The sequence below is a fragment of the Roseivirga sp. genome, assembly GCF_965216855.1.
Lineage (GTDB): Bacteria > Bacteroidota > Bacteroidia > Cytophagales > Cyclobacteriaceae > Roseivirga.
The window spans coordinates 1,278,622-1,303,296 of record NZ_OZ244204.1 but is presented as its reverse complement, the minus strand read 5'-3'; the positions used below and the strand labels follow the sequence as shown (position 1 = coordinate 1,303,296).

The window sequence follows — 24,675 nt, the reverse complement described above, 5'->3', positions numbered from 1 at the left end:
GGGGTTGTTTGCGACAAATGATGTGGAAATTGAATACCAGATTTTTTTGTAACTTCTTGGTTCTTAAACGATAACTATGGATAGAAGAGCCTGGCTAAAAAGAGGAGGAGCTTTGAGCGCACTGAGCCTCCTGGGTGCCCCGGCAATGGTGTCAGAATTGACTGCCAAAGAAATTGCCGAGTTTAACCCTCGTCCTTTGGCAGACCCGGTTGCCCTGAATTTTAATGAGAATCCTTTTGGTCCCTCTGCGAAGGTGAGGCAGGCCATGACCAAAGCATTTGATCTGGGCTGTCGCTATCCGGATGGGTTAATTGAAGAATTGGCGGAAAAACTGGCCAGAAAGGAAGGGGTTTCCAGAGATCATATTGTGATTGGAGGAGGTTCATCCGAATGCCTTAAAATCACCGGGGCTACCTTTACCAAAGGAGGAGGAGAGATCATAGCTGCCCGGCCTACCTTCCTGGCTATGATGACCTTTGCCCGTCAATGGGGTGCCAATATTAAGTGGGTAGACCTGAATGAGCAAAAGGCTCATGACCTGGATGCTATGGAGAGGAATATTTCAGATCAGACCAGGCTAATCTTCCTTTGTAACCCCAATAACCCTACTTCTACTATAGTTGATAAGGATAGGCTGGTAGATTTTTGTGAAACAGCTTCAAGAAGAACGATTGTTTTCAGCGATGAGGCGTATTATGATTTTATCGAAGAGCCTGACTATCCCTCAATGGTAAGTCTGGTCAGAGAAGGAAGAGATGTTATTGTTTCGAGAACCTTTTCAAAGGTATATGGCCTTGCAGGACTTCGGGTAGGTTATGTGATAGCCAGGCCTGAGCTGGCGAATCAGATCAGAAGAAACATACCTGCTAATACCAATGTGTTGGCATTGAAGGCAGCTATGGCTGCCTTGGACGATCAGGAATTCTACAATTTCAGTTTAAATAAGGTTAAGGAAGGCAAGCGTCTGATGTATAAGGCAATGGATGAACTTAAGCTGGAGTATGTGCCTTCCCATACTAATTTCATTTTCTTCAAAACAGGTAGAGATATTCTTCAATTCAATCGACAAATGTTGGCTGAAGGTGTAAGAGTAGGCAGGCCATTTCCTCCTTATCAGGATTGGTGCAGGATCAGTATGGGCACTATTGAAGAAGTGAGAATCTTTAATGAGGCCTTGCAGAAAGTAATGTCTTAAGCAGTAAGCCTGTTTCTTTCCCCTGTTCTGAGCTTGACTTGTTTTTGCTTAAACAAATCTTAGTGTTGCTGCCTTTATTTATACAAGACTTTACCTCATTAACCAGTCTGATATGATATAGATTATATAAATATGATTCGCATGTTTATTGTCATTTTATATCGGATATTTAGATACTGTTGAATTCAAAAACAAACTATCAATATGGAAAATAACAACCCACACGGAGCAGGTGGCGACATTAGCAACTGCCCCTTTTTTGGTGGAACAGCACCTAAGGAAGGCGCTGGAGGAGGAACCCAGAACAAAGACTGGTGGCCGAATCAGCTAAAAGTCAACATCCTCAGACAAAACTCATCACTCTCCAATCCTCTCGGAGAAGACTTCGACTACAAAGAAGCATTTCAGAAGCTCGACTACGATGCATTGAAAAAAGACCTTAACGATCTTATGACAGATTCTCAGGACTGGTGGCCGGCAGATTTTGGTCACTATGGAGGTCTGTTCATTAGAATGGCATGGCATGCTGCCGGAACTTACCGTATTGGTGACGGACGCGGTGGAGCAGGAGCCGGACAACAACGTTTTGCCCCCCTGAATAGCTGGCCGGATAATGCCAATCTGGACAAAGCCAGAAGACTGCTTTGGCCAATCAAGCAAAAGTATGGTAATAAGATCTCATGGGCCGACCTGATGGTATTGGCCGGTAACGTGGCTCTGGAATCAATGGGCTTTAAGACCTTTGGTTTCGGTGGTGGCCGCGCAGATGTCTGGGAGCCTGAGCAAGATGTATATTGGGGTTCAGAGACTTCCTGGTTGGATGATAAAAGGTATTCAGGAGAAAGAGACCTGGAAGATCCTTTGGCAGCAGTTGTGATGGGATTGATTTATGTCGATCCGGAAGGGCCGAATGGAAATGGAGATCCTGTATCAGCAGCAAAAGATATTCGAGAGACCTTCAAGCGTATGGCCATGAATGATGAGGAAACAGTGGCTTTGATTGCCGGTGGACACTCATTTGGTAAAACACACGGTATGGCTGATCCAAGCAAATATGTAGGTCCGGAGCCGGAAGGAGCCCCAATTGAAAACCAGGGTTTTGGATGGATGAGCTCTTACAATAGTGGTTCAGGACCTGATGCCATTACAGGCGGGCCTGAAGTAACCTGGACGCAAACGCCAACGCAGTGGAGTAATAAGTTCTTTGAAAACCTGTTCGCCTACGAGTGGGAAATGACCAAAAGTCCTGCCGGTGCAAAACAATGGGTGGCTAAGGATGCTGAAGCAACTATTCCGGATGCTTTCGATCCGAACAAGAAGCATAAGCCAACCATGCTCACCACTGACCTTTCTTTGAGATTCGATCCTGAATACGAGAAAATATCAAGGAGATTCTTGGAGAATCCTGACCAGTTTGCAGATGCTTTTGCCCGTGCCTGGTATAAGTTGACTCACAGAGATATGGGACCAACTTCAAGATACCTTGGACCAGAAGTGCCGGGTGAAGAATTGATCTGGCAAGACCCGATTCCAGCAGTAAACCATGATTTGATTGATGCAAAGGATATTGAAGGGTTGAAGGCTAATATTTTAGCTTCAGGTCTTCAAGTATCAGAGTTAGTGTCAGCAGCATGGGCTTCGGCCTCTACCTTCAGAGGTTCTGACAAAAGAGGTGGTGCCAATGGTGCAAGGGTGAGACTTGCTCCTCAAAAGGATTGGGAAGTTAATAACCCGAGTCAACTGGCCAGAGTATTAGATACTCTTGAAAGTATTCGGAATGAATTCAACGATACACAGTCTGGTAATAAGAAAGTGTCTCTGGCTGATTTGATTGTACTGGGAGGATGTGCTGCTATAGAAGAAGCTGCTAAGGATGCAGGGCATGATATCAAAGTTCCTTTCACTCCGGGTAGAATGGATGCTTCTGCCGATCAAACTGATGCAGAGTCATTCGCTTACCTTGAGCCATATGCCGATGGCTTCAGAAATTACAGAAAGACCAAGTTTGATGTATCAACAGAAGAGCTGTTGGTAGATAAGGCTCAACTACTTACTTTGACCGCACCGGAAATGACAGTACTGGTAGGTGGTATGAGAATGTTAGGTACTAATTATGATGGCTCTAAGCATGGAGTGTTTACAGATAAGCCAGGTAGATTGACCAACGATTTCTTTGTGAATTTACTGGACATGTCTACTGAGTGGAAGCCTGTTTCTGATGATGCTGAAGTATTCGAAGGCAGAGACAGAAAATCAGGTGCTGTTAAATGGACAGGAACCCGTGCTGATCTCGTCTTCGGTTCCAACTCTGAGTTAAGAGCAGTAGCGGAAGTTTATGCCCAAAGCGATAATCAGGCAAAATTTGTCAATGACTTTGTTGCTGCATGGAACAAAGTAATGAATGCAGATAGATTCGACCTGGACTAGGTCAGTGTATGATCAGAATAAAAAAGAGCAACTCATTCGGGTTGCTCTTTTTATTTAGCCAAAGTGAAGTTTCATGCCTTCGTGACTGGCAACGAAACCAAGCTTTTCATAGAACTTAAGGGCTTCAGGCCTCTGCTTATCTGTGGTGAGTTGAAGCACATGTGCTCCCATAGTGCTGGCCCTTTCTATCGCCCATTCAAACATTTCTCTACCAAGCCCGGAACCTCTAAAATCTTTATGAATGCGGACTGCCTCAATCTGTGCCCTAACACCACCCTGATAAGTCAGGTATGGTATAAAACTCAATTGCATGGTGCCAATCATCTGACCCTGGTCGCTTTCAACGACCATTAACTCCTGGTTCTTGTCGGAGTCAATTCGCTTGAATGCTTCCAGATATGAAGCGGGTAAAGGTTGCCGATAGTTCTCCCTTAGTTTGCCCAACTCATCATCAGCCAGCATGGCCACAATTTGATCGAGGTCTTTGCTTTCCGCCTTTCTGATTTTCATATACCAAATGTACTCAATTGCATATGCAAAATGGGGTAGGGTTTGCCGAGAGAGTCCAGGGCTGATCTTTTATAAACCTCAAACCCTTCATGCTGATAGAAGCCCACGGCCCATGCGTTTTGCTCGTTCACATCTACATATTTTATCTCCATCTGCTCTTTGGCATAGTCCAGCATCAGCTTGCCCAGACCTTGTCCGTGATAGTCAGGGTGAAGAAAGAGCATTTCCAGGTTATTAGATGCGACACCCAGAAACCCAATGATTTTACCTGGTTGAGTACGCATGCATCTCAATTCAACCGCGCCAAGGTATTCGTTCAGAATCAATGGCTTGAAAAAGGCAATATCTTCCTCTTTGAGAAAATGATGAGTCGCTCTTACAGAAGTCTCCCAAACATCTAAAACTGCCGGGTATTCTTCTTTAGCTATCAGGTCGATGCAATAGTTCATAAGTGGGTTGGTTATGGTTAATCAATTAGTTGACAGCCTGCTTCTGTAAGCGCATGTATCTGCGAATAACCCAATAAATGGTAACGACAAAGATATACTCTAAGCCAATTAACCAGAAACCAGGGTCACCGAAGAAGCTGAGGTGATCGCCACCAAGAGGGGCAATCAGTACAGGAACCGTAATTAAAGCATCCAGTATCATAGCTATCAGGAACATAAACGCTCCCAATAGAAATCCATTGGTTTCATGACCTTTGGAGTAGTAGATATGTGCTGCAAAGGCGATAATTGGAATAAGTGCCAGTGATAAAACCAGATTGGCCTGGGCATCGGCATCTTCCCAAATGACAACGTAGTAGGAAGAAACAAAAGCAGTGACACCAAGGGTCCAAACGATAATAGCCGATAGAGCAGCCCTTTTCATATTCAAACGCTTCATGCTTATGAGATTAAATGGAGCTTACCATCTGATTCCAGATACCGGTGTCAGCCGTTCTCTCAATATATTCCCTGAAGCTTGTGGCGTTACGGCCCAGTACTTCTTTGACATCATAAGATATCTCCTGGTTATCGGCATTTCCTAAAACTTCCCTGAACAGGTAGGAGAATAACCATACATAGTCATCAGGTACACCTGCACTTTTCATCATCTCTCCATAGGCTTCAACAGATACAGACTGAAACTGGATTGATCTGTCGGTCACCGAAGCAATCTCTTCCACTACCTGCTTAAATGTTAGCTTCTCGGGACCGGTAACAGTTAGTGTTCTTCCGTTCCACTGGTCTTCGGTCAAGGCCTTAACGGCCACTTCGGCAATATCGTTAGCATCTACAAATGGTATTTGAGCCTCTGCCATGGGCAGAGCCACCTGGCCAGCCTGAATCGGTTCCAGTAAAAAGCTTTCACTGAAGTTCTGGTTGAACCAGGAAGCGCGAACTAAAACATAGTCCAGGCCGGAACGAACCACTATTCTTTCACAGGCCTCGGCTTCTTTTTCGCCTTTTCCTGATAGTAGAACCAGTTTCTTTAGACCGGCCGACTTAGCCGCCAGGGTAAGACGTGTAATGGCTTCTTTGGCTCCGGGAACAGCCAGGTCTGGATAGTAGGTAACATACGCGGCTTCCATGCCTTCCAATGCAGAGCCATAACTTTCAGGTTTGCTCCAGTCGAATGAAGGAGATTCATTTCTGCCTCCAATTCTAACCTGATGACCTTCAGTCTTTAGAATTTGTGCTACGCGGCTTCCGGTTTTACCGGTGCCTCCAATTACTAGAATTTGCTTTTTCATGATGTTGTTTGATTTTGAGTGAACCTTCAGGCTCATGGTTTATGATTTATTTCTTGTATTCAGTGAGTAGTGCGAGTAGGGTAGCACTAAAGGCCAGCACTGAAAATATGGTTCTGATCAGGTGCAGGCGGTTCCACTTGGGTTCGTAATGTGCCCTGGTTTCAACCATCTTTAAACTACTCAGCTCATTGAGGTTAATGGCTTCGAGCCAGTTATTCAGGGGTACATTCCCTGCAGCGGTGACACCAAAAGTGCCTCCTGCATAACATAGCGTGGCTATAAGCATGAGAATGAATGTCGTTCGATCGGCCGTCTGATAACTGAACCAGGTGCTCCAGGCCAGAAATAACAGCGCACCCATAAAGATGAACATGAACCAGGGGTTGATGATAGCCCTGTTGATTTGCTGCATACTTTCCAGGTAACTCTGGTCAGTAACTCTCCTGGTGCCGGGAATGACCGATACCTGCCAGGCATAGAAAAGGCCGGACGAAAGTCCTGTGGTAAGCAGGGTCAGAAAGAATACGATAGTTTTAATAGATATTTCCATTTCGCTTAATTGAGGACTGTGTTAATCCATTTTTTGAGTGTGTCAGTTTCAGCCTGACTCAGTTTGATTTCGGTGCCTTTAGGCATTCTTTTTTTGATGAAAACCTGAGTCTTAATCTTGGTGGCCCGCTTCTCCATATTCCTGAGAGAAAAGACCATGAACGGATTCTTTTTCCGATGGCAGACATTGCACTTGGTATCCAGTATCTCGAAGGCCCTGGCTTTGAGTTCTTCAGACTCCACAATTTGAAGCTCAGCTTCCTTTGACTGATCAAAATATGGAATCAGTGTAGAGCTTAGCAGACCAGCGAGATAGGTTGAGATAAGGATTGATTTCATACTCCTGTTATTTTCAGGAGTAAAATTGGCAGATGCGCTAATTTTAAATTTGATCGGTCGCGCCAAGCTTTTGACACTTTGTGCCAAAAGCAGTTTGTTTAGTGTACTTTACGGAATTCAACGGGCGAAAAGCCGGTCCATCGCTTGAAGGCTCTGTTGAAAGCGCTTTGCTCGGAGAAGCCGGTTCTGAAGGCAATCTCACCTACAGAGTTGGTTGAATTCTTCAGTAGTTCTTCCGAAATCTCTCGCTGAGTTTGATTCACCAGACTTCTAAAGCTATGTCCTGTTTCTGATAGCCTTCTGTGTAGCGACCTTTTGCTTAAGCCCAAATGCTCACAGACCTGTTCAATATTAGGAATACCACTGGGGAGCGCATTTTGAATCAGGCTTTGGACATCGACAATCAGTTTATAGGCACTGATTTCTATGCCTTCAGCCTCTTCATCCATACGCTGCCTTAGAAAACGATTTATGCTTTCATCCGCTTTGGCAGTCCGGGTGTTCAGGTCTTTCGTTCTGTAGGCAATGTAATTATGGGGCTGATTGAAGAGTACGGGGCACTGAAAAGTATCTTCATAGAGTTGGAGGTTTTCATGTGGGGCATGTTGAAAAGACACCTCTACGGGATAAAGAGGTAGGCCGGTAATGGTTTGTAACACGGTAACTGTTGCAGAAAAGGTAGCCTCATTGGACCAGGCTACCCCTGTTCTATAGGGCTCCCGATGAAGGTAAATTGAGGAGATGCCTTCAACATCTTTTACTTCAAATACATAAGTGTTAGTTAACAGATTGAAGTACCTGACACTTCGATCGAATAGGTCGCGTGCAATAGAGCAGGTTTTCCAGGAAAGACCGAGTACGCCATAATCATCCATTTCCATACTGGAGCCAACTCTCAGCCCACATCCTGCCGGTAAATCTCTACCCGCTATTTCATGGAGCTCAAAAAACAAATCTGCTGGTACGGCCTCCGGCCTTTCTGTACTTCCGGCTATCAAAGGAATTGTCGGAATAGATTCCTCTTTCAGGCCTTCTTTCAGAACATGCCTCGCCATTTTATCAAACAGTTTGATAGAAGTGAACTTCATTATGGCGAAAATACAAAATAATGTGTGGTTAGGAGCTCTGTGACCAGACCACAAGGAGTGGCTACTTGCCTTTAATTCCCAACTCTTCCATTCTGAACCTGACCATTTCTTTGATGAGCTCCTTCGGTAGAGGTTCAGTCAGTTTAAATTGAACGGTGCCCTTACTGGTTTCATATGGTTGCAACTGTTTCTGGAAGGCTTCGATCACAGACGGGGTGGGATAGAAGGAGATGTGCTTTTTATAGGCGGCTATCATGACCTGTTGATTGCGTTTCCCTCCCTGAATTAGCGCATAGGCAGGAATGCCATAATTAATCTTTTCTTCAGCCTGGGGAGAGGCATCCAGAATACACTGTCTTAACTCCAATAATCTGGTCAGGATTTCTTCCGGCTGATCATCGAAATAGTCATCAACTGATTGATATGCTCTCATCTTACCCATGAAGTAATTTAAGCAAATAAGATGATTTGATAGTTTTGATAAAAACTAATTACAGTTGGTATTCAATTGCTGGTCACCGGAAAGGGAAACGGTGGGTATCGATTGGTCTTCTGCAATCTTTATACAGCCTAAGGTTGTATTGCCATGCACCCGCAAGTCTACCAATGCCGGGTTCTGACTTACATCAAGACTGTTGAGCAAATTGGATGAAATGTATAAGTGAGACAGTGCCAAATTATGCTGTAAGTCGATCTGCTGAATTTCGTTAGCCGATAAAACTACCGTTTCCAGCGATCTGTTATTTCTAATGTCAATGCTGGTGAGCTTATTGATATTGGCGATAAGGCTCTTGAGTCCGGTGGCCTTGGAGACATCCAGCGAGCTTAACTCATTATAGCTGACAAAGAGTACTTCAACGGATGAGTTGTCGATGGAAATATTTTCGAATTGATTCCAGGAGAGATCTAGCTGTTTCAAACCTGAAATATTTGAAAGTCCGCTGATTGAACTCAACTCGTTGAAATGTATGTCTGCATAGATGAGGTTTACATTTTCACTGAGGTCAATGTGGGTAAGAAGATTGTTAGACAGCTGAAGCGTATCCAGTTGAGTCAGTGATGCTAAACTAATCTCTGCTATTTTCTGATTCGAAGCCCTGAGGAAAGTAAGTTCAGTAAAACCTTCAATACCCGTGAGGTCTTCAATTTCTTCGGTCTGGGTTGAAGTGTTCAGGTCGAGGTGGGTTACCTTCTTAGCATCTGACCTGAGCATTTGTTGATTCACCTGGCCGTCCGTGTCAATTCCCAGTTCAATCAGCTTTGCTTCGAATTGAGGATCGGGAATCTCTAAATAAATATTCGTTGGCTCCTCAACTGTATCATCACCGGAGCATGAAGACAAGAAGGGAAGAAGTACGAAGGCTATGCTTAGAGAGATGTGTTTTAATGAATAGTAATGCTTTTTCTGGTTGTTTTTTGTCATGTGATTTCAATACGGGTTGGGATGTCAAAATTATAGATCAGCCGTTGTTTACTGTTGACCTGTTGTGCCATTGTTTTGACATCTTACGCCATTCTGCTCATTGAGTTTGAGGATATCCCAATAAAGATTGTGACTTCCGGATTGGATCAATTAAAGGACTGCCTGAATTCAGAAGGAGAGAGTTTCACCTTCTTCCTGAACAAGCGACTGAAGGATTGGCTGTGTTCAAAACCCAGTTCATAGGCTATTTCGCTGACAGACAGTTCCGTTGTAGAAAGTCTTTCCTTGGCCTTTTCAATAAGCTTGTTCTGAATAAGCTGTTGGGCACTTTGTCCTGTTTGTACCTTGAGCAGACTGCTTAAGTAATTGGCTGACATATTGAGGTCAGTGGCCATTTCCTGAACGGAAGGCAGTCCTTCCTTCACCAGGTCGCTTTTACCGAAGTAATTGCTAAGCCAGTCTTCTACCTTCGTCAGCACTGCGTGATTGCTGATTTTCCGGGTAATAAACTGCCGTTGGTAGAACCGGTCGGCATAGTTTAATAGCACTTCTACCTGAGAGATAATGATATTTTGACTGAACTGATCGATGTTGGAGTGATATTCTTCCTCAATGCTTTTCATGATTCGGATCATCGATTGTTCTTCTTTGTCGGACAAGAAGAGTGCCTCATTGACCTGATAGCCAAAGAACTGGTACTGTCGGATTTTTCTGGCTAACGGTGTATTCCATAAAAAGTCGGGATGGATAAACAGTAGCCATCCGGTTGGTCTTGTACCCGGTTCATATTTAGATTTTACGCTAATGACCTGTCCTGGAGAAACGAAAGACATCAGCCCTTCATCAAAGTCGTAAGGCTGATGTCCATAGCGCATCTTACCCTGTACTCCATGCTTCATGGCAATGGAGTAGTAGGGAGAAACCATGGTGACTTCTTCTCCTTCAGTCTGATAGTTGACCTGGCTGTAATCTACCAGGCTGATCAGTGGATGTTCGGGCTTGGGAAGTCCGGCCAGTCGGTGATAGTCACTAATGGATTTGATCTGATGCATAAGTTTTTAAATCAAGGTGCCACCAGAAGCTTCAATACGCTGAGCGGTGATCCAGTGAGCCTCTTCGGTACATAGAAAAGCGACTATACTTCCTATATCTTCTGCTTCACCCACCCGGCCTAACGCAGTAAGGCTGGATATGATTCCTCTTCTTTGCTCATCGTCCCGATTTTTACCACCACCAAAGTCGGTAGCTATGGCTCCAGGAGCAACCACATTGGCCCTGATACCTTTGCTTCCCAGTTCTTTGGCCAGGTACCGTGTAAATACTTCTATTCCGCCTTTCATAGAAGCATAGGCAGAGGACCCGGGCAATGTGAATCGGGCCAAACCTGAGGAGATGTTAATGATTCCGCCACCATTATTGAGTAGAGGAAGGGCCTTTTGCGTCAGAAAATAGACTCCTTTGAAGTGGACGTTCATCATTTCATCAAAGTCTTCTTCTGTGGTTTCTGCAAAGGGTTTGTAAATTCCGGTTCCTGCATTATTTACCAGGTAGTCGAAATGTTTACTTCCATATTCAGATTCAAGTAAACTGCTCACCTCGGTATAAAAGGCATCAAAGGAATTCACATTTCTGGTATCGAGTTGAAAGGAGTAACCCTTACTACCTGTCCTGGTAATCTCATTTACCACCTCATCTGCGGCTGACTGATTACTGTGATAAGTAATGATTACATCCAGTCCCTTTTTAGCAATATTGATGGCCATATCACGTCCAAGGCCTCTGCTGCCTCCGGTAACTAAAGTTATTTTTCTCTTTGTCATGCTTCTTGTTTTTGTTGATTACAAAGGTGGTGAATAGGAGTTCTCTTATTGTAACCAAATCTACGCTTGTTGTAACCGGATTGGTGAATTGAATGCTTACTCGATAAACTTCACTAGTTCAGGCCTGATAAGAACTTTCAATTCTTTTCTAGGAAACCTACTATGTTCAATAGTCAGTATAACCCCATTTGGAGTATCGGATAGTGATTTGATAACGGCATTAAAAAGTCTTGATACGCGAAACAGATTGCTTTCATAGCCTAATTCAGTAGGCATAACCAGGATATAGATATTGCTGGTACAGTTCTCTACTTCTATTGGTAAGCCTTCTTCTTCACACAGGACAATTGTTTTTACATGGTAACTTGCTTGCGAAACAGAAGGCCCATAGCCTCTAGAATTATGAGATATCTCCTCAAACTGACGAAAATTCGTAATCATGGAGGCGGCACGATTATCTCTTAATTGTGTTATTGTGGCTTCATGTCTGAAGGTATAAACAACATCAACAGAATCGACCAGTTCTACAGCGTCTATTATCTCAGAATTGCCCGAACCAAGTCTTACAATGTTATACTCAGTGTTCGGCTCGAAGGCATACCAGATATCAGTCTGATGAGGTTCCCGACTTTTGATTTGATCCTTTAGTCGAGCAATTTCCTTGTCTTTGGCAGTAACCTGACTCTCTAAATCGGCAACTCTTTGAATGGATTCCTTTTGGTTGGAGCAACTCATTATCAGACATACCAGTAAACTAATAATAGGAATTTTGTTCATCGTTTTTAATCCAGTTTTACACTGGTCTTCACCAATAACGGTCAGAAAGGATACTACTTATTCGTAACAGTGATTTTACTGGTTAAGGTCATTGGAATCTCCATTCCACCGGGAACATTTGGATTGTCTTTGATTTCGACCTTCCCAGAAATGTCTTGAGTGATTTTGGCTTCTATGGTCCAGTTTGTCTCAGGATCTATTTTATAACTGGATATTACGTCTCCTTTCAAAAGATACTTTGTTGGCATTCCTTGAACATCTACATAAGCCTCTTTGTCTTCAGTAGAGAATTTGGAAGAGCCTTCTATGAGAATATAGTCGGCTTCTATTTGTGAGAGGGTATAGGTATTATCCAGGGTGCCAGACATACCTGATTCTAGTTTGACTTTGGTGTTCCATTTGTCTCCTTTTTCAACCTCGTTTTCAGGGAAAATGGCGGTAACCATTTCAAGATTTCCCTTAAAAGCAGCTTCACCATACGCCTGTTTCATTTGGGATACAATTTGTTCTTTCTGCTCTTCTGAAATTGGTGGGAGTGAATTGAATATGTCTGAATAAAGGTTGTCCAGATCAATAATTTCCTGAATTCTACCATTCTTCTGTAGCATTACGGTAAACACCTTTCCGCGCATGTTTCTTAGAACTGTAGACATAATGTCATCATAACCTTCCTCTGAAGAGGATAATGTTTCTCCAAAAGGCGTTGTCGTTTTTAGACTTAGGTAATCATATTGAACATCAGTGGTATAGACACCATTCTTTTCGGACTTTACCTCAAAGCTAAATTTGCCTGAAATTTCCATCACCATCGTTTGGCTTGTGCCCATAATGTCCTGATCAATATTAGCTTCACTAACCATAGTTTGCGAATAGGTTTCTCCAATTTTCAGCTTGAGACCTAGGTCATGCTTGGCAAAATGAATATTGAGTGAAATAAGGACAATAGAAAGGAAGTATTTCATTGAAGGAAAGTTTTAGTTTAAAGTAGGAAAGATAGGAGATTACTTGATTTCATTTCCCGGCAACTCCAAAAAATCAATAATGGCTTTGGTGCCATCGTGGATTCCCTCGTAATACATTTCTTCTCTGAATTTAGGAATCATGAGGCTATCAATTATTGATTTGGCCTTTTCATCAGTCAGTACTTTTTCAGTGCCATAACCTGTAGTAATACGGGTTTGTCTTTGGGCTTTGCTAAAGATAATAACCACACCATTGTCTTTTTCTTTCTGTCCCACCCCAAGTGTATTCCCTATTCGAATGGAGAAGTCTACAATATTGTCACTTTCACCCCAGTCAGGTGTAGTCATTATGAGGATTTGGTTGGTGGTTTTATCCTCGTGACTGAGTACCATCTGGTTGAGCGTTGCTTCCTCCTTTTCTGAAAGTATATTCTCTTTATCCCAGACGAAGTTCTTTCCCTGTTGTGGTGTGGGGTCTGATAGGAAGGTGAGTATAACCAGTAATGAAATCAGAAGGGCTCTCATGTGTTTGGGGTTTAGTCAATCTAACACAAGGTAAAGCTTTCCTGAATATAAGCTAAATCAGCTCCTTTTATACAGTAGCCAGCTCAGGTTTAGTACCTGTTTTGAATGAAGGGATTGAATGGCAGTATCTTAGACTATTAAAGAACTTGTAGTACATCTGACGCATAAATTCTCTTTTTTCAATCCCTCCGGCCTTAAAGGCTTTTTTGTGTCCAAACCATACTGCATGAATGGTACCGAAGAAAAGCACACCATACCATCCCACGCTCATGGCTTTATTATAGAAGTGTTTCTTGTTGAATATCTGATGAAGCCTTTCATTCTGAAACTTGATGTGATGTGCCTCATCAATCAAAATGTCCTGACATATGGCTTTTAATAATTGACACCGGGTGGCATCATGCAGGGCCTGGTAAAAGATTTGAGCTGCGCTTTCAACGATAATGACCGTGATAGTCCATAACTCCATACTCGTATTGAAGTAGCGTATTTTTCTAAAGAGGGAATCTCCCCAGTCTTTCTTTGTTCGCTCTTCTCCAATCAGGTCGATGTACCTTCCCAGGTTGTTTCCATGTTTTTGCTCTTCTTTGATGAAGAGCTTGACAGCATCAATATAAAGTAGGTCGTTTTCCTTTTTGGCGTGTTTTGTGGCCGCGGCCAGAAGGTGTGAGCCATCGCTGGTTTCTCCTAATTGCCAGGCTTTTAAAGAATAGAGTATAGCCTGTTTTTCGCTATCAGCAATGGTTGGCTTAGTGTTCCAGTCAATACGTTGCTTTTTGAGATTTTCTTGAAAGTGATTTTTCCAGAAGCTTGAAGTGTGCATAGGGCCGATGTTTTAAACAACAACGACTACCATTGGTCCTGGATGTGTTTTTAACATTTATTGTGAGGTGTCGGCTAATAAAACCAGGAGCCGGACCCGATTATTAAGCCAGAGTTCTGCTGATTTCTATTTTCTCAATTTGGTATCGAAAGTTTGCAAAGTCCTTTGTCTTGGATTATAGCTTAATTCAAGGCTTTATGATTTTTCAATACTTCAATCCCGTAGCCATTGGAAGTTGAAATTCGAAGGTTGTTCCAAAATTGGGTTTGCTTACCACTTTTATGGCGGAATCATGAAGCTCGATAATTTTTTTAGCAATGGCCAAACCCAAACCAGCTCCTTCTTTTGCCTTTTTGGGTTCGGATTTCGCTTGTTTATACCTTTCAAATATTTCCTCAATTTCGTTTTCACCAATTCCTGTTCCAGTGTCTTTTATAGCAATGGATACTGATTTTTCGAAGGCCCTCATGTTGATGGAAATGTTACCCTCATCTGGTGTAAACTTCAATGCATTATCGATCAGGTTTTGCAATACCCGCTCTACCAGACTGATGTCTCCAAATACCTGAGGCAGATTGGGTTCAATATTGAGGTGCAGCTTTATTTTCTTCTGTTCTGCCAGTTGTTGATACTTTTCAAAAACATCATGTGCGAGGTCGGATAGCGAGAAGGGTTCTTTTTGAGGTTCAATCTGTTTGGCTTCCAATTTAGAATATTCAAAAAGCTGATCGATTAGCTTCTGTAATTTCCCAATACTGTTATTGACGATGTTCAGGTACTTTTCTACTTCTTCTTCAGAGAGCTGAGATTTTTTGATTTGAAGTGTTTCAATGTACCCTTTGGTGATGGCCAGGGGAGTCCTTAAATCATGCGAAACATTAGCAATTAGTTCTCTGCGAAGCATCTCCACCGATTTGAGATCATTGATATTGGCCACCAGGGTATTGGCCATATCATTGAAAGTCTCGGTTAAAATGGACAGGTCTTTTGTATCTGCATTCTGGATTCGAGCTTCCATGTCGCCTTCCTTGAATCGCCTGACCGTGTCTATTATTTCGCGTAAATTTTTGGTCAAATACCAGATCACAATGACTCCGATAAGGCCTGCAAAGAATAAGGTGGCAATAGAGGCTCCAATGCCAAGTTGCAGGAAATAGCTGCCAACTAATGTATTGGTTGCTTCTTCGAACTTTTGGCCGGCCAGAATCACATAGATAAAGCCTTCCCTGCCATTGATCTCGAATCTATCAGCAGAAAATATTTTTTTCTGCTCGGGATTTCTCGGGTCCTGACCAAGAATATATTTGTTTCCTTTACTGGCAATGAACTCTTCGAGTGGAGCAATATCTACAGTAGCAGAGGTTTTTTTATCACCAGAATGATCAAGTACAACGGAATAAAGCACATCTCCATTTGCTGACAATAAATAAACCTCGATCCCCCGATTGACGGCCATCATATCATTCATGAGATCTCCGAATAAATCCTTATTTACACTTCCATCCGCTAGAAATGGAGATTCATTGATAAACTTTTCATTGATGACATGGGAGGCGACTTCAGCATTAAGCTTTTGAGATGTTTCTTCGAAAAACTTATGGGTGAAATAGTAGGTGATGAATATATAGCTGATGCCTATCAACAGAATCAGTAACAAGAAGGCACCTGTGATTTTCTTGATCAGGCGAATGGAAACAGTGCTGGTTTTCATGCTACTCTAATTCTTCATTGAACTTATAACCAATTCCCCACATGGTGAGAATGTATTTTGGGTTGTCCATGTTTGGTTCAATTTTGGCCCTGAGCCTATTAATATGGCTATTTACTGTATGTTCGTAACCCTCAAAGTCATAACCCCAGATGAGGGAAAGCAGGCTCGATCGATTATAGCTTTTTCCGGGATTTGACGCCAGCAGGACTAAAAGCTCAAATTCCTTTGGAGACAAATCGATTTTCTTCGCTTCCACAGTTACTCTTCTGCGTTCTATATCGATGCGCAAACCTCCATACTCCAGTAATTGGGGATTTTGCTCTTTGAGTATTTTCTCTTCGATGATTTTAGTTCTCCTGAAAACTGCCTTTACCCTTGCCAGGAACTCCCGAATGCTGAAGGGTTTAGTCATATAATCATCAGCGCCTACTTCCAGACCAAGTACACGGTCTATTTCTTCCGATCTGGCAGTAAGCATAATGATAGGAGTCGTTATCTGCAGAGCCCTTACTTTCTGACAGATCTCAATTCCATCCATTCCGGGGAGTTTGATGTCAAGAATGATCAAGTCGGCCTGTTCTTTCAATATGTCATTATATCCTGAGCTACCATCCTGATGTATTATGACGTCACAGTCAAGGTCTTTCAGGTGAATATTCAAGAGTTCACAAATCTCAGGATCATCCTCGATAACGATTACTTTTTGCTGTTCTGCCACGGGCATTAATTCATGGTGAAAGCAAGTCCTAAGCTAAAAACGGGGGCGCTGTATAAATTTTTTCGACTCACTAGAAAATCAGAATAAAAGGAGGTATTACCAATGATTAGATAATTCTTGGCAATAGCATATGATCCTCCTAATTCAAATAATGAGAATTCAGTTCCTTCACCTCTTAAAATGTCGGTTGAAGCCGGTTCATCTCCGAATGTTATCTGTATCCGGGATTTGGCCTGAAGCCATAGCTTTTCGGTTGGTGAATAGCCAATCTCTAAGCCCGACCTTAGCTGATTGCTGAAGTCGTTCCCCTGGTATTCTGTTCTTAAGTTGAACGTTGTAAAGAGAGAGAAATAGATATTATCGATTGAGTGAGAAGCAGCTATGGTGTTGAGAATATTCCATTCCCCATCACCTGTAGGGAGAAACAGAAAGGTGGATGGATCATCTAAATTTCTGGACACCAGATCCGAATTTCCGATAGGAATTTCAGGGCCAACTGTAATTGAAACCGGGAAATTCCCTTTGTTTAAAGCATATTTCAATCCTATAAATACATCTCCGAAGCCCGAAACAGTTTCTGTGGTATTGAATCCATTCGAACGATAGAGTACCTGATTATATTCTAATGCCAGTCTGTTACCCAGGCCATATTCTGCATAAATTCCTACAGACCTCTGTTTGAAAGAGGCTACATCGAGTAATTCACCATCTAAGGAATAGTAGTCTTCAGACTTAAAAGAGGTGTAGCTCACTTGAGCATAAAGTTGATTCTTGTCTTTTACCCAGCCACTTTGTGCCAGAAGTAAATGAGAACTCAAAAGGAGAATTGAAATGATTGAAACCTTCATAGTACAAAGAGGATACCTCAAAAATGATTGACCTGATATTTTGAGATATCCTCAGTTAGCTTGTTGAACATTAGTTTATGGCTGCATTGCCGAATTGTACAGATACTGAAGTACACCAGGCGATCACGTGAGTGAACTTGGAGTCGTATTCCGGGTCGAGTTCAAAGAAATGCTCACCATTGGTTGTAATATTGCCTACCAATTGAAGATCCGGGTTTCCGTTAGCGGGATCCGGAGTAAAAGTGTCGCTGGTGGATAAATAAATGGCAACGGTACCGGTGGCCACATTGGTAGCGAAATCATCGGCCAATCTCAGAAATTGAGTCCCTTCTGAGTCAGTACCAATTTGTACTCCTCCACTGGTTGGTGCATTGTCCATCACAAAAGTACCGTTCAGCATGGCGGTGAAAGTTCCTTGTGGTAAACTGCTGTCAACAATAACTGGTGCTGTGTCATCATTGCTGCAAGAAGCAATGGCTAAAATCAAAATTGCGAGTGCGAATAATCTTAATGTATTTTTCATGTCCTATTTTTTTTACAAAGTAGAGACTGAAGTATCACAGAAAGATCACGGAAAAATATACTCTTAGTAAACCTTGCTGGCAGCCGTTCAACCGCCATAAGCTATATCCGTTGTTGGGGTAAGTTATTTCTTTGAAAAAGCAGATATTATTTCATCGAGTGATTCTATATCTTTCTTCTTATTCAAATACTGATCAATGTTTGCATCTCCCATAGTTTGAACACTGTATTCCGGCAATTTTTCCTGGAACATTAGATATACAAAAGTATCTACAATTCTTTCTTTTAAACCGTGAGAAAGGTTGTACTTGCCTACAATCGAATATTCCATTCCTATATGAGTGATTTCGTGAATTATGGTGTTGGCAGGGTTTTTATAATTCATAAATCCGCCTTGTTGATTTGTGAGTAGAGTTATTATTCCTTCATCAGGGTCATAACTTCCTCCGGTTCCATACAACGTGAATACAACTCTGTATTTTTTGAACATCTTAAAATCCCAATCCCAATCAGCTTTCTTATCATTAATTTCATCGAGAAGATTGTTCAATAGGTTAATCTCATTTCCAACTTTCCGTATTGCCTGCTCATAATTCTTTTGCTCAAACACTTTGGTTTCGACAAGTGTATAGATTGCAGCAAAGTCTTCATTTCCGAAATTCCCACTTTTAGATTTTTTCACTAATGAATCAATCAAAGAGTCTTTAGGTAGGTTAATGTGATACCCTTGTTCTTCCAGAAAATTTATGTCATTGATTGTTCTCCAAATAGAGGTAGCCTCTTGTTCTATAGTTGGTTGAACTATTTCAATCCAAGACTCCTGTGCCTGTGAATTACAACTCAAGCTGAATATCAAAAAATGAAGAAGCAGTAATTTGGTTGGTTTCATTCTATTCTAAAGTACCACAACGCCCAACTATCATCCGTAAGCTGGAATTTGTTAAATAATCACAAAAGTATCAGATTGTAGTAGTCTTTGCCAGTAGCTCCATAATCTTATGGAAGATAGTGTTTGTTGTACCTCATTTGCTACTATCAGGTTTGATGCGATTATTGCTTCAACATTTCTATGACGGGGGAAGAACTTCAAAGTCTTTGTCATCAAATTGTTTGAATACATCGAGTGGCCCTTTTTCAGGTTGCCAACCAAGTGTTTTTTGACAATACGTAGAATCATAGACTCTATCAATTGAACCTGGAAATTTCCATCCCCTAAGATCAAATTCCCTAGCTATTTGAGGATACCTTTCACGAATGATCGTTTCTGGATCCTCAAGTAGCTGGACACAATCGGATTTAAGAAATGGTGTGGTTCCAGAAACAATATAGATGTCGAAATCTTTCTTTTTTCGAAGTTGACTTGCCAAAATATGCGCTTTAGCAACATCGCGATAATCTACCCCTCTATGTAGTCTATACACTGCCATTGTTTGTGCAGGTTCTGGAAAGCATCTGGACATTCTAATCACATTTATTGATAGGTTTTCACTCGAATAGTTCTTAAGGACATTCTCTGCTTCCAATTTGGTCTTATGATATATGGTTTTTGGTTTAGGAATTGTTTGTTCGTTGACCCAAGCAGCTTTATCCTTCTCCTGATTGGCATATCCATACAATGCTGTTGTGCTCGTAAACACAATATGTGAGACACCACATTCTATTGCTGCTTTACAGATTTTTTCTGTTGCGTTAACGTTGATATCATAGAATTCCTTTTCTGAGAATAAATCAACATGAGGAGCATGTAAAGCAGCTGAATGAAAAATAGTATCGGCTCCTTCAAATATCCTTGGCAGGCTTTCATAATCTCTAATATCATTGATTATGTTGGTTGATGAAGAAGCAGAAATGTCTACACCCTTAACCCGATATTCTTGAGATAACTGCCAATACAAGGCTCGACCAATTCTTCCACTACTTCCAGTAATTACTATCTTTTTCATGAGTTAGATTTTCGGGAGTCAATGAGCTGCAACGTAAGCTATCGGCCACTTTTATGGCCGATATAAATCATGTTTTTTTAAGTTATACCCAATAGCCTTAAGATACACATGGCTATCAAGAGTTTTTCAATTTAATCTGTTAAAGCTTGCTTTTTGGGTGCCACCTTTCTTTGAGCTTTTTGGCTTTTGCAATAAAGTCTGTATCAAAGGGGATAGCTATGCCAAAAAATGACTTTCCGTCAATACGAATGGTCTCCAGCCTGATCGCGTGCTTTGCTCAGTTTAGTAAAAAACCCCGGCCTGATTTCTCAAGCCGGGGTTTGTCTGATATCTATTATCTAATGTCTATTATCTAAAATCTATTGTCTAGATCAAAAACCTCTGTTCAAATCGAACTTCTCTAAATAGTCAGCCACTCTTCTCACAAACATTCCTCCCAGTGAACCATCTACTACTCTGTGGTCATAAGAGTGAGAAAGGAACATCTTATGTCTGATGGCGATTGCATCTCCCGCAGGAGTTTCAACCACCGCTGGTTTTTTCTGAACCGCGCCAAGCGCCAGGATACCTACCTGCGGCTGCATGATAATTGGAGTACCCATCACGTTGCCAAAAGAACCTACATTGGATACGGTATAAGTACCGCCTTGCAGGTCGTCTGGTGTCAGTTTGTTCTCTCTGGCTTTTCTGGCCAATGCGTTTACCTTTTTGGTTAAACCTACCAGGCTTAACTGATCGGCATTATGAATAACTGGTACAATCAGGTTGCCTGATGGCAGCGCCACTGCCATGCCCACATTGATATTTTTCTTTTTGATGATTCTGGTGCCATCTACCTGCACGTTAATCATCGGATAGTCTTTGATAGCACGAACAACCGCTTCAATAAAGATTGGAGTGAATGTGATTGGCTCGCCTTCTCTCTCTTTGAATTGGTTTTTAACCCTGTTTCTCCAGTATACAATATTGGTGACATCGGCTTCAACGAATGAAGTCACATGCGGAGAAATGCGCTTACTGTCAACCATGCGCTCAGCAATCATTTTGCGCATGCGGTCCATTTCAATGATTTCGTCTTCACCTGAAATAGAAACAGGCATAGGTTGAGGAGCTCTTTCCTGGCTAGGGGCGGCTGCAGGTGCCGGAGCAGCAGGTTGTATGGTTTGTCCACCAGCTGGTCTTTCCTTGACATAGGAGAGAATGTCTTTCTTGGTTACTCTTCCCTCTCTACCTGTACCGGGTATAGATTCCAGTTCGGCCATAGGAATGTTCTCCTGACGGGCAATGCTCATGACCAAAGGAGAGTAGAAACGATCTGAGCTTACCGCTGCAGCATGTCCATTGCTTGAAGCCTGTGCAACAGCCGGCTCAGGTTTTGGTTCGGCCTTGGCCTGGCCATTGGCAGCAGCAGGAGCGGATTGTACCGGGGCAGCACTGGTTTCTTCAGCGGCCTCTGTTTCAATCTTGGCAATGGGAGCACCAACGGCTACTACATCGCCTTCCTTCACTAAAATTTCTTTCAATACACCGCCATGAGTGGCTGGTACTTCTGTATCAACTTTATCGGTAGCCACTTCCAGCACAGACTCATCTGCTTCAATTGTGTCACCTTCTTGTTTAAGCCAAGACAGTACTGTACCCTCCATGATACTTTCTCCCATCTTCGGCATTACCATTTCTACTATAGCCATTTCTTAGTTTTTAGTGAATTAAAACGTTTGCACTAATTCGCAAAAGTAAATGAATTACCAAATATTATCAAAGTTTTAGCGTGTCAAACTTTTTCTTACCAAATTTAATACTGCTATCTGTGTTAATTCAATATTTAATAATCTATTCTGTGTCAGTTGCAGCTTTTTAGTGATGGTTTCTTTTCCATCGGCAAAAGCAATCCAGACCGTACCTACTGGTTTCTCGTCAGTTCCCCCTCCAGGGCCGGCAATACCACTTGATGAGGCTCCAATATCGGCCTTGAAAAGTTTTCGAACACCTTCAGCCATTTCCTGTACACAAGGCTCACTTACCGCTCCATGCTCTTCCAGCGTCTCAGGTTTTACTCCCAGTATATTGATTTTATGCCGGTTGTGGTAAGGTACAACTCCTCCCTGAAAATACTCTGAAGAACCGGCAATGGTTGTGATTTTATGTTGAACATACCCACCTGAACAACTCTCAGCCAGAGCGATAGTTTTGTTCTGTGCCTTTAATAACTGTCCTACGGCCTCTTCCAGTGTGGTGCTGTCATATCCATAGATATATTTACCTGCCAGTGGAATCAGAGCATCAATTAAGTCCTGTACATCTTTTTTGAGTTCTTCGCGATTCTCGCCAACAGCGGTTAGTCTCAGTTTTACCTGCCCCACACTGGGGAGGTAAGCCAGTGAAATGTGATCGGGTAAATTGTCTTCCCAGTCTTTGATTTTATCGGCCAGAAAAGATTCACCTATACCGACAGTCTTAATGAGCTTGTGATAAATAACCGGGGTCTGGAAGAAATTAGCCAGCTTGGGAAGAACCAGTGTTTTCATCAGGTTCTTCATCTCATGCGGAACACCGGGCATTGAAACGAATACTTTGCCATCTCTTTCATACCAGGTTCCGGGGGCTGTGCCCATTTCATTGTGCAGCACTTCAGCAATAGCAGGAACCAGGGCCTGTCTGCGGTTGAGTTCAGTAAATGTTCTGCCCCTTCGTTCAAAAAAGTCTTTCACATGGGCCAGTACGTCATCATTCATGATAATCTCACTGTTGAAGTGCCTGGCGAGCATGGGCATAGTGAGGTCGTCATTGGTGGGCCCCAAACCACCCGTGATCAGTACCATGTCTGCTCTGGCTTCGGCTTCGGTAAAGGCATTGAGAATGGCTTCCTCCGTATCTCCGACAGTTGTTTTTCTCACTACTCTGATACCGAGCTGGTCTAACTCTGAACTGATCCACTGAGAATTGGTGTCTGTAATTTGTCCGTAGAGTATTTCGTCACCTATGGTGAGTATTTCGGCCAGTATTTGCTTCATTTTGTAGTCCAGTATAAATGGAGTTAAATATTATTGCCGTTTCTTTTAAACTCTGTAATTAGGTCTTTCAGTATTCCAGTTCCAATCATAGTAGAGTGATGATTTAAAATTAAGATCCACTCGTATTTTTTTGAAACAATTAAGACCTCATAAGTCCAAAAGGATTCACGAAATAACTGGTCGAAAGCCCTTACAGTTCCTTCATAAATCCAAAATTTCGTTTTCTCATGAGTGGCTTCGTCAAGTAAAATCCAGACCTTTTCTGATGGGCTTATAAATTCCTCTAGTTCCAGATTATTGTGACTAAATGGAGCTGTTTCATAAGAATTAGCCAAAGTTTCCCAAATCCATCTGGAGTTCTTCTTCGAAGAAAAATTTGTCCAAATATTTGATTCGATCTCCCTCCACTCGTTGATATTTACTTCTGAAAAGTCATCGTTAGAAATGTTTAAAGCTATACAGAGTTTTTGAATTTCGACACGTAAATCTGTCCAAGTTCTCTTGATCTTCGATTTGACGAGTCTTTCTTTACTTGTTTTAGTCATGGGTGACTCTATTCTAGCGCCTGTTGAATGTCTGAAATGATATCGTCACTATGCTCTAAACCTACCGAAATCCGAATGAGTTCGGGGGTAATGCCAACTTTCTGACGTTCTTCTTCCGAAAGTTTGGCATGGGTGGTAGAAGAGGGGTGTGTGGCTATTGTTCTGCTGTCGCCCAGATTGGCGGTAAGTGAACACATCTTCAGTGCATTCAGGAAGTTTTTTCCTTGCTCAAGTCCTCCGTTGATACCAAAGGCTACTACAGCACCCCCTGCTTTCATTTGTTTTTGAGCAATGGCATATTGCGGGTGACTTGGTAAGCGAGGGTACTTTACCCATGATACTTTCGGATGGCTTGAAAGGAACTCTGCCAACCGAAGTGCATTGTCGCAGTGACGATCCATTCTCACTGCCAGCGTTTCAAGACTTTTAGAGAGTATCCAGGCATTGAAAGGGGACAGGGCCGGACCTGTACTTCGACTGAAAGCATAAATTTCTTCTATCAATTCCTTCTTACCCAATGTAGCTCCACCCATCACGCGCCCTTGCCCATCGATAAACTTGGTAGCTGAGTGGATGACCAGATCAGCTCCGAATTGAATAGGCTGTTGCAGGTAGGGGGTAGCGAAGCAATTGTCGACAATGAGAATGAGTTGGTGTTTTTTGCAGAAATCAGAAGCGGCCTGCAGGTCGACCAGGTCCACTCCGGGATTGGTTGGAGTTTCCAGGTAAAACAGTTTGGAATTAGGTCTTACAGCCTCGCCCCAGCTTTCTACATCATTCACCTCTACGTAGGTAGTCTCAATATTCCACTTGGGGAGAATTTTGGTAAAGACCGTGTGCGTAGAGCCAAAAATGGAACGACAGCTAATGATATGATCACCCGTTTTTGACAGTGCCGCAAAAGTTGAAAATACAGCGGCCATACCTGTGGCAAACACATAGCCATCTTCAGCGCCTTCCATTTGGCAGAGCTTGTCTATGAGCTCCTGAAAGTTAGGATTGCTGAAGCGACTGTAAATATTATTGTCGTTTTCTCCGGCAAAGGTTGCTCTCATTTCCTCAGCATCGGCATAAGTGAAGCTTGAGGTCAGATACAAAGGAGTAGAGTGCTCCTGTGCATGAGTGGGCTCTATTTGGGTGCGGATAGCCTGTGTTTCGAATTGTTGCTTTTTGTCCATGCTTCTGAGTATGAACTCAA

Annotated in this window: 27 protein-coding genes; 2 read left to right on the top strand and 25 right to left on the bottom strand. The window is 42.4% G+C overall.

The window, feature by feature from the left end:
* The first annotated feature begins 76 nt into the window (after nucleotides 1-76).
* Both ACOOEY_RS05765 and katG read left to right on the top strand, forming a co-directional pair.
* On the top strand, nucleotides 77-1,195 hold the full coding sequence (locus tag ACOOEY_RS05765; RefSeq protein ID WP_420387725.1) for a pyridoxal phosphate-dependent aminotransferase: 1,119 nt from the start codon (nucleotides 77-79) through the stop codon (nucleotides 1,193-1,195).
* A 204-nt stretch (nucleotides 1,196-1,399) separates the two neighbouring features.
* A complete protein-coding gene (katG, locus tag ACOOEY_RS05760) occupies nucleotides 1,400-3,622 on the top strand; it encodes a catalase/peroxidase HPI (protein WP_420387724.1) in 2,223 nt (740 codons plus the stop codon).
* A gap of 54 nt (nucleotides 3,623-3,676) precedes the next feature.
* On the opposite strand, the gene ACOOEY_RS05755 is transcribed toward katG, so the two are convergent.
* The 25 genes from ACOOEY_RS05755 to ACOOEY_RS05635 form a co-directional block, all read right to left on the bottom strand.
* Nucleotides 3,677-4,132 carry a GNAT family N-acetyltransferase gene (locus ACOOEY_RS05755; RefSeq protein ID WP_420387723.1) on the bottom strand — a complete coding sequence of 152 codons (456 nt, stop codon included), beginning with the start codon at nucleotides 4,130-4,132 and terminating at the stop codon, nucleotides 3,677-3,679.
* Complete coding sequence (locus ACOOEY_RS05750) at nucleotides 4,129-4,581, bottom strand: GNAT family N-acetyltransferase (protein ID WP_420387722.1); 453 nt, start codon at nucleotides 4,579-4,581, stop codon at nucleotides 4,129-4,131. Before ACOOEY_RS05750 ends, ACOOEY_RS05755 begins: the two co-directional genes overlap by 4 nt.
* 25 nt (nucleotides 4,582-4,606) lie before the next feature.
* Entirely contained in the window at nucleotides 4,607-5,020 is a 414-nt protein-coding gene (locus ACOOEY_RS05745; protein WP_420387721.1) for a DUF5367 family protein, read from the bottom strand.
* 10 nt (nucleotides 5,021-5,030) lie between these two features.
* Entirely contained in the window at nucleotides 5,031-5,870 is an 840-nt protein-coding gene (locus ACOOEY_RS05740; RefSeq protein WP_420387720.1) for an NmrA family NAD(P)-binding protein, read from the bottom strand.
* Between the two features lie 46 nt (nucleotides 5,871-5,916).
* A complete protein-coding gene (locus ACOOEY_RS05735; protein WP_420387719.1) occupies nucleotides 5,917-6,420 on the bottom strand; it encodes a DUF1772 domain-containing protein in 504 nt (167 codons plus the stop codon).
* A 5-nt stretch (nucleotides 6,421-6,425) separates the two neighbouring features.
* Nucleotides 6,426-6,758 carry a hypothetical protein gene (locus tag ACOOEY_RS05730; protein ID WP_420387718.1) on the bottom strand — a complete coding sequence of 111 codons (333 nt, stop codon included), beginning with the start codon at nucleotides 6,756-6,758 and terminating at the stop codon, nucleotides 6,426-6,428.
* A gap of 98 nt (nucleotides 6,759-6,856) precedes the next feature.
* A complete protein-coding gene (locus ACOOEY_RS05725) occupies nucleotides 6,857-7,813 on the bottom strand; it encodes an AraC family transcriptional regulator ligand-binding domain-containing protein (protein ID WP_420387717.1) in 957 nt (318 codons plus the stop codon).
* 94 nt (nucleotides 7,814-7,907) lie between these two features.
* Nucleotides 7,908-8,288 (bottom strand): iron chaperone, encoded by a 381-nt coding sequence (locus ACOOEY_RS05720; RefSeq protein WP_420387716.1) that lies wholly within the window; start codon nucleotides 8,286-8,288, stop codon nucleotides 7,908-7,910.
* A 45-nt stretch (nucleotides 8,289-8,333) separates the two neighbouring features.
* Nucleotides 8,334-9,269: a hypothetical protein gene (locus tag ACOOEY_RS05715; RefSeq protein ID WP_420387715.1), complete on the bottom strand. Its 936-nt coding sequence runs from the start codon at nucleotides 9,267-9,269 to the stop codon at nucleotides 8,334-8,336.
* A 146-nt stretch (nucleotides 9,270-9,415) separates the two neighbouring features.
* Nucleotides 9,416-10,321 (bottom strand): helix-turn-helix domain-containing protein, encoded by a 906-nt coding sequence (locus ACOOEY_RS05710; protein ID WP_420387714.1) that lies wholly within the window; start codon nucleotides 10,319-10,321, stop codon nucleotides 9,416-9,418.
* A 6-nt stretch (nucleotides 10,322-10,327) separates the two neighbouring features.
* Entirely contained in the window at nucleotides 10,328-11,089 is a 762-nt protein-coding gene (locus tag ACOOEY_RS05705) for an SDR family NAD(P)-dependent oxidoreductase (protein ID WP_420387713.1), read from the bottom strand.
* A gap of 96 nt (nucleotides 11,090-11,185) precedes the next feature.
* Nucleotides 11,186-11,866, bottom strand: a complete 681-nt coding sequence (locus ACOOEY_RS05700) for a hypothetical protein (protein WP_420387712.1) — start codon at nucleotides 11,864-11,866, stop codon at nucleotides 11,186-11,188.
* Nucleotides 11,867-11,919: 53 nt separating this feature from the next.
* Nucleotides 11,920-12,828: a DUF6263 family protein gene (locus tag ACOOEY_RS05695; protein ID WP_420387711.1), complete on the bottom strand. Its 909-nt coding sequence runs from the start codon at nucleotides 12,826-12,828 to the stop codon at nucleotides 11,920-11,922.
* A gap of 39 nt (nucleotides 12,829-12,867) precedes the next feature.
* Nucleotides 12,868-13,353, bottom strand: a complete 486-nt coding sequence (locus ACOOEY_RS05690) for a TPM domain-containing protein (protein ID WP_420387710.1) — start codon at nucleotides 13,351-13,353, stop codon at nucleotides 12,868-12,870.
* Between the two features lie 67 nt (nucleotides 13,354-13,420).
* A complete protein-coding gene (locus ACOOEY_RS05685) occupies nucleotides 13,421-14,176 on the bottom strand; it encodes a ferritin-like domain-containing protein (RefSeq protein ID WP_420387709.1) in 756 nt (251 codons plus the stop codon).
* Nucleotides 14,177-14,381: 205 nt separating this feature from the next.
* Nucleotides 14,382-15,887, bottom strand: coding sequence for a sensor histidine kinase (locus ACOOEY_RS05680; protein WP_420387708.1), 1,506 nt, complete (start codon nucleotides 15,885-15,887; stop codon nucleotides 14,382-14,384).
* Between the two features lies 1 nt (nucleotide 15,888).
* On the bottom strand, nucleotides 15,889-16,605 hold the full coding sequence (locus ACOOEY_RS05675; RefSeq protein ID WP_420387707.1) for a response regulator: 717 nt from the start codon (nucleotides 16,603-16,605) through the stop codon (nucleotides 15,889-15,891).
* Between the two features lie 5 nt (nucleotides 16,606-16,610).
* Nucleotides 16,611-17,453 (bottom strand): hypothetical protein, encoded by an 843-nt coding sequence (locus ACOOEY_RS05670; RefSeq protein WP_420387706.1) that lies wholly within the window; start codon nucleotides 17,451-17,453, stop codon nucleotides 16,611-16,613.
* A 70-nt stretch (nucleotides 17,454-17,523) separates the two neighbouring features.
* Complete coding sequence (locus ACOOEY_RS05665) at nucleotides 17,524-17,976, bottom strand: DM13 domain-containing protein (protein ID WP_420387705.1); 453 nt, start codon at nucleotides 17,974-17,976, stop codon at nucleotides 17,524-17,526.
* A 123-nt stretch (nucleotides 17,977-18,099) separates the two neighbouring features.
* Nucleotides 18,100-18,864: a hypothetical protein gene (locus ACOOEY_RS05660; RefSeq protein WP_420387704.1), complete on the bottom strand. Its 765-nt coding sequence runs from the start codon at nucleotides 18,862-18,864 to the stop codon at nucleotides 18,100-18,102.
* Between the two features lie 178 nt (nucleotides 18,865-19,042).
* The gene (locus tag ACOOEY_RS05655) at nucleotides 19,043-19,918 is read right to left on the bottom strand and encodes an NAD-dependent epimerase/dehydratase family protein (protein ID WP_420387703.1); all 876 of its coding nucleotides are present in this window, start codon (nucleotides 19,916-19,918) and stop codon (nucleotides 19,043-19,045) included.
* A 371-nt stretch (nucleotides 19,919-20,289) separates the two neighbouring features.
* Nucleotides 20,290-21,609 (bottom strand): dihydrolipoamide acetyltransferase family protein, encoded by a 1,320-nt coding sequence (locus tag ACOOEY_RS05650; RefSeq protein WP_420387702.1) that lies wholly within the window; start codon nucleotides 21,607-21,609, stop codon nucleotides 20,290-20,292.
* A gap of 75 nt (nucleotides 21,610-21,684) precedes the next feature.
* Complete coding sequence (locus ACOOEY_RS05645) at nucleotides 21,685-22,932, bottom strand: competence/damage-inducible protein A (RefSeq protein WP_420387701.1); 1,248 nt, start codon at nucleotides 22,930-22,932, stop codon at nucleotides 21,685-21,687.
* Between the two features lie 23 nt (nucleotides 22,933-22,955).
* Nucleotides 22,956-23,477, bottom strand: a complete 522-nt coding sequence (locus ACOOEY_RS05640) for a DUF6756 family protein (protein WP_420387700.1) — start codon at nucleotides 23,475-23,477, stop codon at nucleotides 22,956-22,958.
* Nucleotides 23,478-23,485: 8 nt separating this feature from the next.
* Nucleotides 23,486-24,655, bottom strand: a complete 1,170-nt coding sequence (locus tag ACOOEY_RS05635; RefSeq protein WP_420387699.1) for a trans-sulfuration enzyme family protein — start codon at nucleotides 24,653-24,655, stop codon at nucleotides 23,486-23,488.
* Nucleotides 24,656-24,675 lie beyond the last annotated feature (20 nt).

Bases quoted from the DNA above. Each gene is read 5' to 3' on its own strand.
- ACOOEY_RS05765 (WP_420387725.1), top strand. From the start codon at position 77: ATGGATAGAAGAGCCTGGCTAAAAAGAGGAGGAGCTTTGAGCGCACTG.
- katG (WP_420387724.1), top strand. From the start codon at position 1,400: ATGGAAAATAACAACCCACACGGAGCAGGTGGCGACATTAGCAACTGC.
- ACOOEY_RS05755 (WP_420387723.1), bottom strand. From the start codon at position 4,132: ATGAAAATCAGAAAGGCGGAAAGCAAAGACCTCGATCAAATTGTGGCC.
- ACOOEY_RS05750 (WP_420387722.1), bottom strand. From the start codon at position 4,581: ATGAACTATTGCATCGACCTGATAGCTAAAGAAGAATACCCGGCAGTT.
- ACOOEY_RS05745 (WP_420387721.1), bottom strand. From the start codon at position 5,020: ATGAAGCGTTTGAATATGAAAAGGGCTGCTCTATCGGCTATTATCGTT.
- ACOOEY_RS05740 (WP_420387720.1), bottom strand. From the start codon at position 5,870: ATGAAAAAGCAAATTCTAGTAATTGGAGGCACCGGTAAAACCGGAAGC.
- ACOOEY_RS05735 (WP_420387719.1), bottom strand. From the start codon at position 6,420: ATGGAAATATCTATTAAAACTATCGTATTCTTTCTGACCCTGCTTACC.
- ACOOEY_RS05730 (WP_420387718.1), bottom strand. From the start codon at position 6,758: ATGAAATCAATCCTTATCTCAACCTATCTCGCTGGTCTGCTAAGCTCT.
- ACOOEY_RS05725 (WP_420387717.1), bottom strand. From the start codon at position 7,813: ATGGCGAGGCATGTTCTGAAAGAAGGCCTGAAAGAGGAATCTATTCCG.
- ACOOEY_RS05720 (WP_420387716.1), bottom strand. From the start codon at position 8,288: ATGGGTAAGATGAGAGCATATCAATCAGTTGATGACTATTTCGATGAT.
- ACOOEY_RS05715 (WP_420387715.1), bottom strand. From the start codon at position 9,269: ATGACAAAAAACAACCAGAAAAAGCATTACTATTCATTAAAACACATC.
- ACOOEY_RS05710 (WP_420387714.1), bottom strand. From the start codon at position 10,321: ATGCATCAGATCAAATCCATTAGTGACTATCACCGACTGGCCGGACTT.
- ACOOEY_RS05705 (WP_420387713.1), bottom strand. From the start codon at position 11,089: ATGACAAAGAGAAAAATAACTTTAGTTACCGGAGGCAGCAGAGGCCTT.
- ACOOEY_RS05700 (WP_420387712.1), bottom strand. From the start codon at position 11,866: ATGAACAAAATTCCTATTATTAGTTTACTGGTATGTCTGATAATGAGT.
- ACOOEY_RS05695 (WP_420387711.1), bottom strand. From the start codon at position 12,828: ATGAAATACTTCCTTTCTATTGTCCTTATTTCACTCAATATTCATTTT.
- ACOOEY_RS05690 (WP_420387710.1), bottom strand. From the start codon at position 13,353: ATGAGAGCCCTTCTGATTTCATTACTGGTTATACTCACCTTCCTATCA.
- ACOOEY_RS05685 (WP_420387709.1), bottom strand. From the start codon at position 14,176: ATGCACACTTCAAGCTTCTGGAAAAATCACTTTCAAGAAAATCTCAAA.
- ACOOEY_RS05680 (WP_420387708.1), bottom strand. From the start codon at position 15,887: ATGAAAACCAGCACTGTTTCCATTCGCCTGATCAAGAAAATCACAGGT.
- ACOOEY_RS05670 (WP_420387706.1), bottom strand. From the start codon at position 17,453: ATGAAGGTTTCAATCATTTCAATTCTCCTTTTGAGTTCTCATTTACTT.
- ACOOEY_RS05665 (WP_420387705.1), bottom strand. From the start codon at position 17,976: ATGAAAAATACATTAAGATTATTCGCACTCGCAATTTTGATTTTAGCC.
- ACOOEY_RS05660 (WP_420387704.1), bottom strand. From the start codon at position 18,864: ATGAAACCAACCAAATTACTGCTTCTTCATTTTTTGATATTCAGCTTG.
- ACOOEY_RS05655 (WP_420387703.1), bottom strand. From the start codon at position 19,918: ATGAAAAAGATAGTAATTACTGGAAGTAGTGGAAGAATTGGTCGAGCC.
- ACOOEY_RS05650 (WP_420387702.1), bottom strand. From the start codon at position 21,609: ATGGCTATAGTAGAAATGGTAATGCCGAAGATGGGAGAAAGTATCATG.
- ACOOEY_RS05645 (WP_420387701.1), bottom strand. From the start codon at position 22,932: ATGAAGCAAATACTGGCCGAAATACTCACCATAGGTGACGAAATACTC.
- ACOOEY_RS05640 (WP_420387700.1), bottom strand. From the start codon at position 23,477: ATGACTAAAACAAGTAAAGAAAGACTCGTCAAATCGAAGATCAAGAGA.
- ACOOEY_RS05635 (WP_420387699.1), bottom strand. From the start codon at position 24,655: ATGGACAAAAAGCAACAATTCGAAACACAGGCTATCCGCACCCAAATA.